General features: G+C 65.5%; 13 protein-coding genes. 8 read left to right on the forward strand and 5 right to left on the reverse strand.

Translation table 11 applies throughout. From position 1 onward, the window contains the following. Positions 1-42: 42 nt before the first annotated feature. Complete coding sequence (locus C7402_RS03025; protein ID WP_244314724.1) at positions 43-1,008, reverse strand: LysR family transcriptional regulator; 966 nt, start codon at positions 1,006-1,008, stop codon at positions 43-45. A gap of 470 nt (positions 1,009-1,478) precedes the next feature. Here C7402_RS03025 and C7402_RS03030 point away from each other — a divergent pair, with 470 nt between their 5' ends. The 3 genes from C7402_RS03030 (at position 1,479) to C7402_RS03040 (ending at position 4,312) form a co-directional block, all read left to right on the forward strand. After that, positions 1,479-2,603 carry a porin gene (locus tag C7402_RS03030; protein WP_116609559.1) on the forward strand — a complete coding sequence of 375 codons (1,125 nt, stop codon included), beginning with the start codon at positions 1,479-1,481 and terminating at the stop codon, positions 2,601-2,603. A gap of 251 nt (positions 2,604-2,854) precedes the next feature. Continuing rightward, positions 2,855-3,289: a CHRD domain-containing protein gene (locus tag C7402_RS03035; protein WP_112172000.1), complete on the forward strand. Its 435-nt coding sequence runs from the start codon at positions 2,855-2,857 to the stop codon at positions 3,287-3,289. Positions 3,290-3,343: 54 nt separating this feature from the next. Beyond that, on the forward strand, positions 3,344-4,312 hold the full coding sequence (locus tag C7402_RS03040) for an alpha/beta hydrolase (protein ID WP_116609675.1): 969 nt from the start codon (positions 3,344-3,346) through the stop codon (positions 4,310-4,312). Here the strand turns inward: C7402_RS03040 and C7402_RS03045 are convergent. After that, positions 4,282-5,178 (reverse strand): EcsC family protein, encoded by an 897-nt coding sequence (locus C7402_RS03045; protein ID WP_116609560.1) that lies wholly within the window; start codon positions 5,176-5,178, stop codon positions 4,282-4,284. The two genes, C7402_RS03040 and C7402_RS03045, sit on opposite strands and share 31 nt — an antisense overlap. Positions 5,179-5,299: 121 nt before the next feature. On the opposite strand from C7402_RS03045, the gene C7402_RS03050 reads away from it, so the two are divergent. Beyond that, positions 5,300-6,895 (forward strand): MDR family MFS transporter, encoded by a 1,596-nt coding sequence (locus C7402_RS03050; protein WP_116609561.1) that lies wholly within the window; start codon positions 5,300-5,302, stop codon positions 6,893-6,895. Between the two features lie 47 nt (positions 6,896-6,942). Further along, complete coding sequence (locus C7402_RS03055) at positions 6,943-7,413, forward strand: MarR family winged helix-turn-helix transcriptional regulator (protein ID WP_112171997.1); 471 nt, start codon at positions 6,943-6,945, stop codon at positions 7,411-7,413. Positions 7,414-7,503: 90 nt separating this feature from the next. Here C7402_RS03055 and C7402_RS03060 read toward each other — a convergent pair whose 3' ends face one another. Further along, entirely contained in the window at positions 7,504-8,784 is a 1,281-nt protein-coding gene (locus C7402_RS03060) for an amino acid deaminase (protein WP_116609562.1), read from the reverse strand. Positions 8,785-8,911: 127 nt separating this feature from the next. On the opposite strand from C7402_RS03060, the gene C7402_RS03065 reads away from it, so the two are divergent. The 3 genes from C7402_RS03065 (at position 8,912) to C7402_RS03075 (ending at position 11,831) form a co-directional block, all read left to right on the forward strand. Beyond that, positions 8,912-9,841 (forward strand): MurR/RpiR family transcriptional regulator, encoded by a 930-nt coding sequence (locus C7402_RS03065; protein WP_116609563.1) that lies wholly within the window; start codon positions 8,912-8,914, stop codon positions 9,839-9,841. 34 nt (positions 9,842-9,875) lie between these two features. After that, positions 9,876-11,357 (forward strand): N-acyl-D-amino-acid deacylase family protein, encoded by a 1,482-nt coding sequence (locus C7402_RS03070; protein WP_116609564.1) that lies wholly within the window; start codon positions 9,876-9,878, stop codon positions 11,355-11,357. Between the two features lie 84 nt (positions 11,358-11,441). Continuing rightward, the gene (locus C7402_RS03075; RefSeq protein WP_116609565.1) at positions 11,442-11,831 is read left to right on the forward strand and encodes a RidA family protein; all 390 of its coding nucleotides are present in this window, start codon (positions 11,442-11,444) and stop codon (positions 11,829-11,831) included. A 47-nt stretch (positions 11,832-11,878) separates the two neighbouring features. Here the strand turns inward: C7402_RS03075 and C7402_RS03080 are convergent, their stop codons facing one another. Next, positions 11,879-12,214: a helix-turn-helix domain-containing protein gene (locus tag C7402_RS03080; protein ID WP_116609566.1), complete on the reverse strand. Its 336-nt coding sequence runs from the start codon at positions 12,212-12,214 to the stop codon at positions 11,879-11,881. After that, a complete protein-coding gene (locus tag C7402_RS03085; RefSeq protein ID WP_116609567.1) occupies positions 12,211-12,561 on the reverse strand; it encodes a type II toxin-antitoxin system RelE/ParE family toxin in 351 nt (116 codons plus the stop codon). The genes C7402_RS03080 and C7402_RS03085 overlap by 4 nt, the downstream gene beginning before the upstream one ends. Positions 12,562-12,679: the final 118 nt, after the last annotated feature.

Genomic DNA, 12,679 nt, shown 5'->3' on the forward strand with positions numbered 1-12,679 from the left:
CTTAGTCGGCGCGCGAAGAGAAATCGAGACAAATTCGATCAATTAACTATTACAAGAAGTGCTCGTAATCACGCCTGCCGAGGCGTCGTCGCGCTTGCGAAACCATTCGACGGTGAAGTCAACGAACGAGCGTGTTTTTGCCGGTACATGACGGCGGCCGGGGTAGACGAGCGAGAGTTCCTTGTCCGCGTCGCGGATTTCCCACTCTGACAGTACACGGACGAGCAGGCCTTGCGCGAGATCGGCGCTTACCTGATTCGCGGGCAGGATAGTGATGCCCATGCCCGCGATCGCGGCCTGGCGCAGCATGACGGAATTATTCACGGCGTAGGCGGGCGCGATCAGCACCGGCTCGCGCGCGCCGTCGGGGCCCTCGAAGTGCCATTCGTTGCCGTGGATGTCGGCGGAGGGCGCGAGCAATGTGTGCAATTCGAGATCGGTGGGGCGGCGCGGCGCGGGGTGACAGGCCAGATACGCGGGGGCGGCGACGGCGACGGGCGCCACACTCACGAGCGGCCGGCGGATGAGCGTGCCGCCGCTCACCTGGCGCGGCGCGACGATGCCGGCGTCGAAGCCTTCCTCGATCAGATCGACGGGGCGGTGCAGCAGCGTGAGCGAAAGCCGCACTTTCGGAAACGCAGCGAGAAAGCGCTTGAGCATGGGTGTGAGGTCGTGCAGCGAAAACGAGGCGTGCGCGACCACGCGCAGTGTGCCCGAGGGCACCGACACGCCGTGGGCGATCTGCGTTTCTATGCGCTCCAGGTCGTCGAGAACCTGGCGGCAGCCCTGCGCATACGCCAGACCCGCTTCGGTGAGCGAGGCGCTGCGCGTGTTGCGGTTGAGCAGCCGCGTTTCCAGATGCGCTTCGAGCAACGCCACATAGCGCGTGACCACCGCGTTCGACATGTTCAGACTCGCGGCCGCACGGCCGAACGATCCGTGCTCCGCGACGCTCACGAACACGCGCATGGCCTGGAGCTGATTCATGTTCTTGGGAAGTGGGGACATGTGCTGATATGGACTGCTATGGAAAGCCGACGCGGCGCAAAGGCTGACGAATGAATGGCAAGCGGATGGCAAGTGGATGACGCTTGGCGCCTGCCGTGACGGATAGTACCGATCCACGTAGGCTGGAAGGAATGGGAATCGTCCGAATCGCCGCCTTATCCTGAATTGAGCCTGTTGTCTCGCGGCAACATTTTATTGGGATACCGTATCAACGGTGTTACTGCCCATAAAAATGAGATAGGTCGTGAGCATTGAGGGGTAAGCGATTGAGGGTTAACGACAGGCAAATTCAATTAATTCGAAAAATCTTTTGCCGGGATGCAGGGTGGCCCGCCCGAAAGCGACGCCCATAAACTTCGACATGCCAATCAATGCGGTGATGCATTCACCGCGCCAAGGAAACGCTATGCCGGCGTGAGGCCGGCGACGGCATCCACTTTTGCCGAAAGGCCTTGCATCGAAGGAAGCATATGAAAAAGAAACTCGCTCTCGCGGCGGCAGTCGCTGCGACTTTTGCATCGGCGTCGTACGCGCAAAGCAGCGTCACGCTATACGGTATCGTCGATGCCGGCTTTACGTACACGACGAACGTGAACGGCAACGCCAACTACGCGCTGACGAGCGGCAACATCCAGGCAAGCCGTTGGGGCTTGCGCGGCGTCGAGGATCTCGGCGGCGGGCTGAAGACGATCTTCACGTTGGAAAGCGGCTTTAACGTCACGAATGGCCAGCAAAACGGCGGCCTGTTCAATCGTCAATCGTATGTCGGTCTGACGCAAGAGCAGTACGGTACGCTCACGTTCGGCCGTCAGTTCGACTCGATGGTCGACTACATCGCGCCGCTCACCGCAGTCGGCACCTGGGGCGGCACCTACACGGCGCACCTGATCGACAACGACAACCTGAACGGCACGTTCTCGCTCAACAACTCGATCAAGTACACCAGCCCGAACTTCTCGGGCTTCCAGTTCGGCGGCATGTACGCATTCTCGAACCAGGCCGGCGGTTTCGCAGTCAACCGCGCGTACAGCGCCGGCATGAGCTACGCGAACCAGGGGCTGCGCCTCGCCGCGGCTTACACGCAGATCAATGGCGTGAATAGCACCGGCAGCGGCGCGGTTCAGGGCTCGTCGCTTGCGAGCACGTACGCATCGATCGGCTCGGGTAACCGTCAGCGCACCTGGGGCGCAGGCGGCAGCTACACCTATGGTCCGATGGTCGGCGGCGTTGTGTTCACGCAGTCGCGTCTCGATGGCCGGCTCATCGATTCGGTGCGTTACAACAACATCGAAGCGAACTTCCGCTACAACCTGACGCCGGCGCTCGGCATTGGTGCGATGTACGCGTACACGAACGCGAACGGCGCGGCTATCGACGCCGGGACCGGCAGCGCTTCGGCGCACTGGAACCAGTTCGGTCTGCAAGCCGACTACGCGCTCTCCAAGCGCACCGATGTCTACCTCGAAGGCGTGGGCGTGTGGGGCGCGGGCCAGAACGCGGCGGGCATCACGCAAGTGGGCTTCCAGGGCAACGACAACTACTCGTCGAGCAAGAACCAGGGCATCGTCACGACGGGTATCCGTCACCGCTTCTAAGGAGAATTCGGGGTCGTCGCGTTCCTGGTTGCGTTCGCCACAAGCAGCGCGATCGGGAATGTGTCGCACCGGATGGCAAGAAGGTAGTACTTGGGTTGATGGGCGCCGCTTGCGGCGCCCTTTTTTATTCCCCGTAAGCTTACGTTGCGCCGACATCGGCGCACCGGACGCGCCTCGCGGATTTGCTCTAGCATGTGGGGGCGCGACTGCGGCCTTCTGGTGCAGCGCGCCACAACAACAGGAGAAATTCCATGAAAGCGCTTCGCCCGCTCCAGCTCGCTCTCGCTCTGTGTGTCCTTGCTTCCAGCGCCGCATTCGCCGATACCGTCGCGCTGAAGGCCGATCTCGAACCGTCCAGCGAAGTGCCGCCGCGCGTGAGCCAGGGCCACGGCATGCTCAACGCGACCTTCGACACGTCCACGAAGTCGCTGAACTGGACCGTCACGTACGAAGGTCTGTCAGGCCCGGCGACGGCCGCGCACTTCCACGGCCCGGCGCCGGTTGGCCAGAACGCGGGTGTGCAGGTGCCGATTCCGAAGGGCGAGCAGGCCAGCCCGATCAAGGGTTCGGCCACGCTCAACGAGCAGCAGGTCACCCAGTTGATGGGCGGCCAGTGGTACTTCAACGTTCATACGGCGCAGAACCCTTCGGGCGAAATTCGCGGCCAGGTGCTGCCCGCCAACTGAGCGTCGTTCGATCTTCAGCCTGCCACGTGACGCCGTGCGAAAGGGGAGCCGATGATGAGCTGGCAGTGCAGGCTGATCTGCGGCTTCCTGCGCCGCACCTTCCTGCCTGAAACGCGCAAGTCGATCGACGTCGCGCGCGTGCGCAGGCTCACCGCGAGGCGCATCTGGACGCCGGGCGTGCCGCACGGCTGGCGCCTGCGCGAGCAGTACGCCGCATCCGATGCCCCTTTGCGCGGCGAGTGGCTCATCTGCGAGCGCTCGCCCGCGCAGCGCACGTTTCTGTATCTCCACGGCGGCGGCTATTACTTCTGCTCGCCGCGCTCGCAGCGCGCGATTTCGTTTGGTCTCGGCAAGCGAGCCGATGCCGATGTCTTTTCGCTCGACTATCGCCTCGCGCCCGAGCATCCGTTTCCGGCGGCGCTCGACGATGCGCTCGCCGCTTATCGCCGCTTGCTGGCGGACGGCAGGCGGCCCGGCTCCATCGTGATCGGCGGGGATTCGGCGGGCGGCGGCCTTGCGCTCGCGACGCTCATCGCGCTGCGCGATGCGGGCGATCCGCTTCCGGCGGGCGCGGTGCTCTTTTCACCCTGGACCGATCTCGCGGCAACGGGCGCATCGATATGCGAGAACGACGGCCGCGATCCGATGTTCAGCGGCGGTGTATTCGCCCGCATCGCGCCGTTCTACCTGGGATCGGCCAGCGCGACCGACCCTTACGCCTCGCCGCTCTATGCCGACTTTCGCGGCTTGCCGCCGCTAAGCTTTTTCGTGGGCAGCACGGAAACGCTGCTCGACGACACGCGCCGCGCGGTCGAGCGCGCACGGGCCGCCGGGGTGGCGGTGGAGTGCGAGATCGCGCGCGGTCTGCCGCACATCTGGCCGATCTACGCGCCCTTCATGCCGGAGGCGCGCAGCACGCTCGACGTCGCCGCGCAATTTGCGCGCCGCGTTGCCGCTGCCGACGCGCACGACAGCGAGAACCCGCGCCCGCCTCAATCGAGCGCGACGTCGATCGCGTCATAGGCTGCGTGCACGGCGGCTTCGCCATAGCGGCGTTCGAGCCGGCGCACGGTGAAGTGCCCGTGGGCCACCTGCTGGAAGTGGTCGATGAAGACGGTGTTGACCATCGCGCCGAGCACCGCGCCGATGGCCGGTATCGACTTGGCGGCGACCTGCTCGCTCACCTGCACGGAAAAGCGCGCGGCCACGGTTTGCATGAGCTTGAGCAGCGCCGTCGAGCCGTGCGCGGCGAAACCCTTCGTCGCCATTTCCGACGATGCCTTCGACACCGCCTTCGCCAGCGCGCCGCGCAGGATGAAATAGCCGAAGTCGGCTTCGTCGTCGGCGGCCGAACGGCCGCCCATGCCGAACACGGTGAGACATTGCAACTGCGCGTCGGGGCTTTTCAGATCCTCGCCTTCGCTGCGCGCGATGTCGCAGATCGAGCGGAACATCAGCGTGGTCGTGACGGGCAGTTCCACGGGCAGCGCGAAAAGGCCGAAGGCGCCGCCCGCCGCGCCCGTGGTCGCCACGGCGAACTTGTGGAGCAGGTTGCTGGGCTTCGCGCCCACGCCCGGCTCGCCATTGACCTCACTCCCGCCGTTACCGCCATTCGGCGCCGCGAGCGCGCCAGGCTTGCCGAGTGTTTTCAGCGCGAGCCGCAGACATTTGCGCAACGCGGCTTGCGTCGCGTCGGTCACCTTGTCGTTCGCGACGCCCGGCAGCCGCGCGATCAGCTTTTCCACCGGCGCGCCGACGATAGCCGCGAGCTTCATCCCAAGCGGCGGCGTTTCGAGTTCGTGTTTGGCGCGCCGCAGCGCGTCGAGGTCGGCAGCCGAGAAGGCCGAGATGGCGCCCTCGCGGGCCGGATCTTCGGTGGTGGGTTCCATTGCGCTCCCGGAATCGCGGCGGCAAAGGCGGGCGTCGCCGCCGCTCGACGCCCCAGTGTAGTGGATTGGGCCGTGCTATGATGGCCAATCTTTGACGCGTCAACCGTTGCTGGATCAAAAAATGGCCGTTCATACCGCCGCCCATCACTCAAGCGGGCAGGTTCTGCCGTTCCGGGAGTCGCTGCTCGCGATGCTCGGCGTTTCATTCGTGACGATGCTCGTCGCGCTCGACCAGACCGTCGTGGGCACCGCGCTGCCGACCATCGTCGCCGAGCTGCGCGGTTTCGAGCTCTACGCGTGGGTCGCCACGTCGTACTTGCTGACCTCGGTCATCACCGTCCCCATTTTCGGCCGCCTCGGCGACTACTACGGGCGCAAGCCGTTCGTGATCGCCTCGATCGTCGTCTTCACCGCCGCTTCCGTGCTGTGCGGCGCGGCCAACAGCATGCTGTTCCTCGTGATCGCGCGCGGGCTGCAAGGCATCGGCGGCGGCATGCTCGTGGGCACCGCGTTCGCCTGCATTCCCGATCTCTTTCCCGATTCCGTGGTGCGCCTGCGCTGGCAGGTGCTGATGAGCTCGGCGTTCGGCATCGCCAATGCGATCGGGCCGTCGCTCGGCGGTTTCCTCACGCAGTATTACGGCTGGCGTTCGGTGTTTTACGTGAACCTGCCGGTCGGCCTGCTTTCGCTCTTTTTCGTCTGGAAGTATTTGCCGCATTTGCGCCACGTCGCGCACGAGGCGCGTATGCGCCTCGACTGGCCCGGCGCGCTGCTCATCGCGGTTGCGCTCGGCAGTCTCCAGCTTTTCGTCGAGCGGTTGCCGGGCCATGGGCTGAGCGCTTCCGCCCTTGGCCTGCTCGCGCTGGCGCTGGCGGCCGGCTGGGCGCTCTGGCAGTGGGAGCGGCGCTGCCCGCAGGCGATCCTGCCCGTCGACATGTTCCGCAACGCGAGCCTGAACGCGCTTTTCACGCTCGCCGTGCTGGGCGGCTTCACGATGTTCTCGCTGCTGTTCTACGCGCCGCTGCTGTTCCAGGGCGGCTTCGGCATGACACCGAAGGAAGCGGGCGTTGTCATCACGCCGCTCGTGGTGTTCATCACGATCGGCAGCATCGCGAACGGGCGGATCGTTTCGCGCATTCGCAACCCGAATCTCATGCTCTACATCGGCTTCGCCATGCTGGCGGCGTCCTGCTTCGCAGTGTCGCTCGCCACGCGCGGCACGCCGCGCGGGCTGCTCATGGCGTTCATGATCGTGGCGGGCGTCGGCCTCGGCTTCGTCATGCCGAATCTCACCGTGTTCGCGCAGCAAACCGCCGGACGCGAGCACCTCGGCATCGCCACGGCGCTGTTGCAGTCGCTGCGCATGATCGGCGGCATGATCGGCACGGCGCTCACTGGCACGATGGTCACGCAGCTCTATTCGAGCGGCGTGCAAAAAGCGCTCGAAGCCGATCAAGCGGGGCACTGGCTGCCGCAACTCGCCGATCCGCAGATTCTCATCAACCGCGACGCGCAGACCGCGCTCATCGCCGATCTCACGCACGCCGGGCATCATGGCGCGCCTTTGCTGGAGGCCGCGCGCGAGGCGCTCGTAGGCGCGATTCACCTTGGCATCGCGCTCGCGGCGGTGATTGCGCTGGTCTCGTTCTGGCAGACCCGGCGCGTGCCACCCGTGAAGCTTCAGCGCAAAGTCGAGCCCGTGATTCACGCGGATTGAGTGACCGGGTCAGGGCGCCCAGGTCGGCACGCAGGAAAAAACAAAACATGGAAATTCAGGATCGCATCGCCATCGTCCAGCAGTTCGGGCGGACTTATCGCGCGTTCATGTCGGCATTCGAGGCGCAGGTCGGGCATCCGCTGCCGCGCTGGCGCATTTTGCTCGCGCTTTATGACCAGAACGGCGAGTCGTCGCAAAAGCGGCTCGTCGAGCGGCTGCGCGTGGACCCCGGCGCGCTCACGCGGCAGTTGAAGGCGCTGGAAGCGCTCGGCTGGATCGAGCGCCGCGCCGACCAGCGCGACAACCGCATCACCAATGTGACGCTCACCGGATCGGGCCGCGCCGTCATCGAAGACGGGCTGCCGCGCCGCAACGCGTTCCTGAACCAGACGATGTCGCTGCCCGACGACGCGCTCGCGGCGCTATCGGGCGCGCTCGGGATGATGGAGACGCGCATCGGCGAAGCCGCCGTGGCGCCTGTGCTTATTGCGCAGGCGCAGGGGCCCGAGGCGGGCTGAATGCCTGCCGATGAAGGAGGCGGCGTGTAACGCGCCGCCTCGTCGCGCAACGGCTGGAAGCGCGCAAGAGAACGTGGCAAGGGAGCGTGATCAGAAGAACGTCTCGATCACTTCCGTCACGCGATACGACGGATCGACCATCAGCACCTGGCGCCACTTGTCGAACGTGAGGCAGGGGTGCGAGATGTCGAACGCGATCATGTCCCCGACCTTGATATCGGCGCCCGCCGGGATCTTCAGGTAAGCGTGCTGATCCATCATCTGGAACACTTCCCAGCCTTCGCTTGCCGCCACTTCGCGCGGCGTGCCGCCGTTCGCGGGGCGATAGTGGCGCGAAGCCTCGGGAAAGCCCGCGTCGAAGGCGGCGTCGCGCTTGCCGAAGCCGATGATGGCGCGGCCCGGCTCCGGAATCGACTGCACGTAGGCCCACAGTTGCAGCGCGGGCAGGAGTGCCACGCCCATTTCGCGCGCCACGGGGTTGCGCGTGAGAATTTGTGACTGCGCCTGCTTGTAGACGCCCACGTCGTGCGTCACGTAGCAGCCGGGGCGCAGCACCACGTCGATGGCGCCCGCCTGGGTGGACGGCGCGAACTCCTCCGCCACGATGTCGTACCAGGCCGAGCCCGCGCCCGAGAGCAGCGCGGGCGTGCGCGCGAAGCGGCCTGCGGCGGCGAGTTCCTGCGTGACGTTGAGCGCGTCGCGCAGGAAGGTGCGCACTTCGCTTTCTTCCTTGAGGATGCCCTCGTAAATCTCCACACCCGCAAGCTTGAGCGAATCGGGGTAACGCGCGATGGCCGCGAGCACGGCGTTGCGCGTGTCGGTATCGCGCACGCCGGTGCGCCCCCGCGGCACGCCCAGTTCGAGCAACAGCTGAAGCGTGCGGCCCGACGCGCGGAAGAATTCGCCCAGCTGCTCCACGCCTTCGACCGAATCGACGAGGCAGAAGAACTCGAAAGTCGCATCGCTCAGCAACTCCGCGATGATCGCCATGTTGCGGCGGCCCACGAGCTGGTTCGCCATCAGCACGCGCGAGATGCCGCCACGGTAGGCGGCGCGCGTCTGGTGCGCCGTGGCGAGCGTGATGCCCCAGGCGCCCGTTTCGATCTGGCGGCGAAAGAGCTGCGGCGCCATCGTCGTCTTGCCGTGCGGGGCGAGCTTCACGCCGTAGCGCGTGACGAAGTCCTGCATCCACTTGAGGTTGTGTTCGACGCGGTCGGCATAAAGCACCGCAGCGGGCAGGCTCACGTCCTCTTCGAGTAAATTCCATTCGAGGCGCCCCGCGTCCCCGAGCGGCACGCTCGCGCCCGGCACGTTGCCGAGCCCCTTGCTGTTCGGGTCGATCGTTGCACTCTGATAGTTTGTAACTTTCATTTCCCTTCGCTCCATATGCTTCATGCGACGCTGGTGCGCCGGTCTCTTCGGATCCGGCGTTGACTTGGAGATAGTACACAAAGTAACATCGCTTCGTGAATTGTTATTTACTAACAGGCTCCCCGCGATGAATACCGCCGCCGATCCGGCGCGCTTCGACATCGTCGCGCGCATTGCGCAATGCGTGCCGGATCTGCGTCCGGCCGAGCGCGATGTCGCCGCGCTCATTCTCGACGATCTCGCCGGCGCCGCGCGTGCGAGCATTGGCGAGCTCGCGCAGCGCGCGGGCGTGAGCGTCGCCTCGGTCACGCGCTTCGCCAAGACCGTGGGCTGCCACGACGTGCGCGAACTCAAGCTACGGCTCGCGCAAGCGGCTGCGGTGGGCGAACGTTTTCTGCGCGTCGGCGCAGCTGCCGTTGAAGGCGGCGAACGTGCGGCGCACGTGGCGGACGCCGCGCCCGAGCCGCTCGCTACGCGCGTCTACGACGAGATTCACGCCGCGCTCGCACGCAACCACGAATTGCTGCGCCAGGCGCCGTTCGCGCAAGCCGCGGCGGCGCTGGGGGCCGCGCGCATGATCTACGTGTTCGGCATGGGCGGCGGCTCCAGCGCGCTCGCCGACGAAATGCGTTTTCGCCTCGTGCGCCTCGGCCGTCCGGTCGCGTCATACCAGGACAGCCTGTTGCAGCGCATGGTGGCGAGCACCGTCTCCGACGAATGCGTGGTCGTCGCGCTGTCCGTAACAGGGCGCGTGCCCGAACTGATCGATGCGTGCCGCATTGCCCGCGATTACGGCGCGACGCTCATCGCGCTCACCGCACCCGCTTCACCGCTCGCCGCGCTCGCCGACTGGGTCGTGCCGATCGTCGCGAGCGAGACCGATTTCATCTACAAGCCATCGTCGTCACGTTACGCGATGATGATGGCACTCGACGTGCTCGCCACCGAACTGGCGCTCGCCCAACCCGAGGCGAGCCGCGAGTTGCTGCGGCGCATGAAGCACACGCTCGACGCGCATCGCGGCGGCGGCGGCGAACGCCAGCCGCTCGGCGACTGAGCATCGGACCGAGAGCCACCCTGAGGAGACGTGTATGCATTCGCATCCCGAAGCCGCTGACACGCTGATCGTCGGCGCGATGCTTTATGACGGCACCGGCGCGCCGCCCGTCGAACGCGATGTGGCGCTGCGCGACGGGCGCATCGTCGCGATCGGCAATCTGTCGAACTGGCTCGCGGAGGAAGTGATCGAGGCGAACGGGCGCGCACTCGCGCCGGGCTTCATCGACGTGCACACGCACGACGACACGCACGTGATCCGCTCGCCGCAAATGCTGCCGAAGATCAGCCAGGGCGTGACGACGGTGGTCGTCGGCAATTGCGGGATCAGCGCGTCGCCCGTGACGCTCAAGGGCGATCCGCCCGACCCGATGAATCTGCTCGGCGAGCGCGAGGCGTTCAGTTATCCGACTTTTTCGGCCTATGTCGACGCCGTGAACGCGGCGCGGCCCGCCGTGAACGTGGGCGCGTTGATCGGCCACACGGCGCTGCGCAACAACCATATGAACGACCTCAAGCGCGCCGCCACGGGCGACGAGATCGCGGCCATGCGCGCACAGCTCGAAGATGCACTGGACCACGGCGCGCTCGGGCTTTCCACGGGTCTCGCGTACGGTTCGGCATTCGAAGCATCGACCGAGGAAGTCGCTTCGCTCGCGCAGCCGCTCGCCGCAGCGGGCGCGCTCTACACGACGCACATGCGCACCGAGTTCGACGCGATTCTCGAAGCGATGAGCGAGGCGTACCACATCGGCCAGCATGCGCGTGTGCCGGTGGTGATTTCGCATTTGAAGTGCGCCGGGCCCTCGAACTGGGGGCGCAGCACGGAGGTGCTCGCCTCGCTCGAAAGCGCGCGCAAGTATCAGCCGGTGGGCTGCGACTGCTATCCGTACAGCCGCAGCTCCTCAACGCTCGACCTCAAGCAGGTGAGCGGCGACATCGACATCACGATCACGTGGTCCACGCCGCACCCCGAGCAGGCGGGCAAGCTCATCAAGGACATTGCGGCCGAGTGGGGCGTCTCGCAGCAGGAAGCGGGCAAGCGCCTGCAACCGGCGGGCGCGGTGTATCACAACATGTCCGAAGACGACGTGCGCCGCATCCTCTCGCATCCGGCCACGATGGTCGGCTCCGACGGCTTGCCCAACGATCCGTTGCCGCACCCGCGCCTGTGGGGTGCGTTTCCGCGCGTGCTCGGGCATTACGCGCGCGATGTGGCGTTGCTGCCGCTCGAAGAAGCGGTGCGCAAGATGACGGGCCTTTCGGCGCGGCGCTTTGGTCTCACGCAGCGCGGCGAAGTGCACGTGGGCTGGCATGCCGACCTCGTGCTGTTCGACCCCGCGAAGGTGCGCGACGCGGCGACTTTCGAGAAGCCGCAGCAAGTGGCCGAAGGCATCGACGCGGTGTGGGTGAACGGCGTGCTTTCATACCGCGACGGTCAGACCACGGGTGAGCGCGCGGGCCACTTCGTCGCGCGCGGCAAACGCGAAATCCAGGCTGAGACGAACGCCTTTTAAGCAGGCGTCATTGATCGAATTTCGACCCCCGGCGTGCGTGGCTCACGAAGCCGCGCACGCCGTACGATTGCAAAGGAGCAAACGATGAAACGAATTGGAGCGGAAGGCGGCAAGGGCCAGGGCGGACAACATCTGCCGTTCGCGCGCGCCGTGGAAGCCGACGGCTGGCTGTACGTCTCGGGCCAGACGCCGATGGAAGGTGGCGAGGTGATCAACGGCGGCATCGTCGAGCAGTCGCACAAGGCCATCCAGAATCTGTTCGCCATCCTGACGGAAGCGGGCTACGGCGCTGAGCATGTGGTGCGCTGCGGCGTGTGGCTGGACGACGCGCGCGACTTCACCTCGTTCAACAAGGTGTTTCGCGAGTATTTTGGCGAGCATCCGCCGGCACGCGCCTGCGTGCAGTCGAGCATGGTGGTGGACTGCAAGGTCGAGGTCGACTGCGTGGCATACAAGGCGCCGGCGGGGAAGTAAGCGCGCCTCGGTTCGCGATGTGATGTGACAGGAAACGGCCGCCGGAGTTATCCGGCGGCCGTTTTTTCTTGCGTGTCGCCATCGTGCGGCGTAGCGGCGGTAATGCGCATCTCGACCTTCATGCCGGCCGCCACGGCCATGTTGATGAGCGAATCGAGCGAGAACAGGTCGATCTTGCCGCGCATGAGGTCCGACACGCGCGGCTGGGTGACGCCAAAAAGCGCGGCGGCCCGGGTCTGGCTCAGCTTGTTGCGCTTGATGTGCTCTTCGAGCGCGATCATGAGATCGCAGCGCAATGTCATGTTCTGGGCGGCTTCGGGCGTGGCTTCGAGCGCGTCCCAGACGCTGTCGAAGCGCTGATTTTCGCGGCTGCGATGACTCATGGTTGGGACTCCTTTTTTAACACGTCGCGATAGCGCCGCGCGGCAAGCGAAAGATCGGCGAAGGCTGTTTTTTCAGACTTTTTCTGAAAGCAATGCAGCACGTAGATGGCGTCACGGATATGCGTGACGTAAATCACACGAAACGCGCCGTTCGCGTCGCGAATACGGATCTCGCGCGCGCCGCGCCCGACGGGATTCAAAGGCTTCCAGTCGCTCGGATCGAGTCCGCGCTGGACTCGGCGCAACTGCCGCCCGGCCTCCTGACGAACCTGCACCGGAAACGCGCACAGATCCGCGAGCGCACTGCCGCAAAACGCCAGCGGCTTGGTATGGTCAAGATTATACAAAATTTTATATAGCCTCCAGCGCGTTGAGCGGCCCGGTTTGCGCCGGGAATGACGTGGCTCAAGTCTCTGTAGGCTCGGGCGGCCGCGCCTTCGGCTGCGTCAAGGTCGGCCCAGCTTC

The sequence above is a fragment of the Paraburkholderia unamae genome (assembly GCF_003096875.1).
In the GTDB taxonomy this organism is placed as follows: Bacteria; Pseudomonadota; Gammaproteobacteria; order Burkholderiales; family Burkholderiaceae; genus Paraburkholderia; species Paraburkholderia unamae.

Bases quoted from the DNA above. Each gene is read 5' to 3' on its own strand.
- C7402_RS03025 (WP_244314724.1), bottom strand. From the start codon at position 1,008: ATGTCCCCACTTCCCAAGAACATGAATCAGCTCCAGGCCATGCGCGTG.
- C7402_RS03030 (WP_116609559.1), top strand. From the start codon at position 1,479: ATGAAAAAGAAACTCGCTCTCGCGGCGGCAGTCGCTGCGACTTTTGCA.
- C7402_RS03035 (WP_112172000.1), top strand. From the start codon at position 2,855: ATGAAAGCGCTTCGCCCGCTCCAGCTCGCTCTCGCTCTGTGTGTCCTT.
- C7402_RS03040 (WP_116609675.1), top strand. From the start codon at position 3,344: ATGAGCTGGCAGTGCAGGCTGATCTGCGGCTTCCTGCGCCGCACCTTC.
- C7402_RS03045 (WP_116609560.1), bottom strand. From the start codon at position 5,178: ATGGAACCCACCACCGAAGATCCGGCCCGCGAGGGCGCCATCTCGGCC.
- C7402_RS03050 (WP_116609561.1), top strand. From the start codon at position 5,300: ATGGCCGTTCATACCGCCGCCCATCACTCAAGCGGGCAGGTTCTGCCG.
- C7402_RS03055 (WP_112171997.1), top strand. From the start codon at position 6,943: ATGGAAATTCAGGATCGCATCGCCATCGTCCAGCAGTTCGGGCGGACT.
- C7402_RS03060 (WP_116609562.1), bottom strand. From the start codon at position 8,784: ATGAAAGTTACAAACTATCAGAGTGCAACGATCGACCCGAACAGCAAG.
- C7402_RS03065 (WP_116609563.1), top strand. From the start codon at position 8,912: ATGAATACCGCCGCCGATCCGGCGCGCTTCGACATCGTCGCGCGCATT.
- C7402_RS03070 (WP_116609564.1), top strand. From the start codon at position 9,876: ATGCATTCGCATCCCGAAGCCGCTGACACGCTGATCGTCGGCGCGATG.
- C7402_RS03075 (WP_116609565.1), top strand. From the start codon at position 11,442: ATGAAACGAATTGGAGCGGAAGGCGGCAAGGGCCAGGGCGGACAACAT.
- C7402_RS03080 (WP_116609566.1), bottom strand. From the start codon at position 12,214: ATGAGTCATCGCAGCCGCGAAAATCAGCGCTTCGACAGCGTCTGGGAC.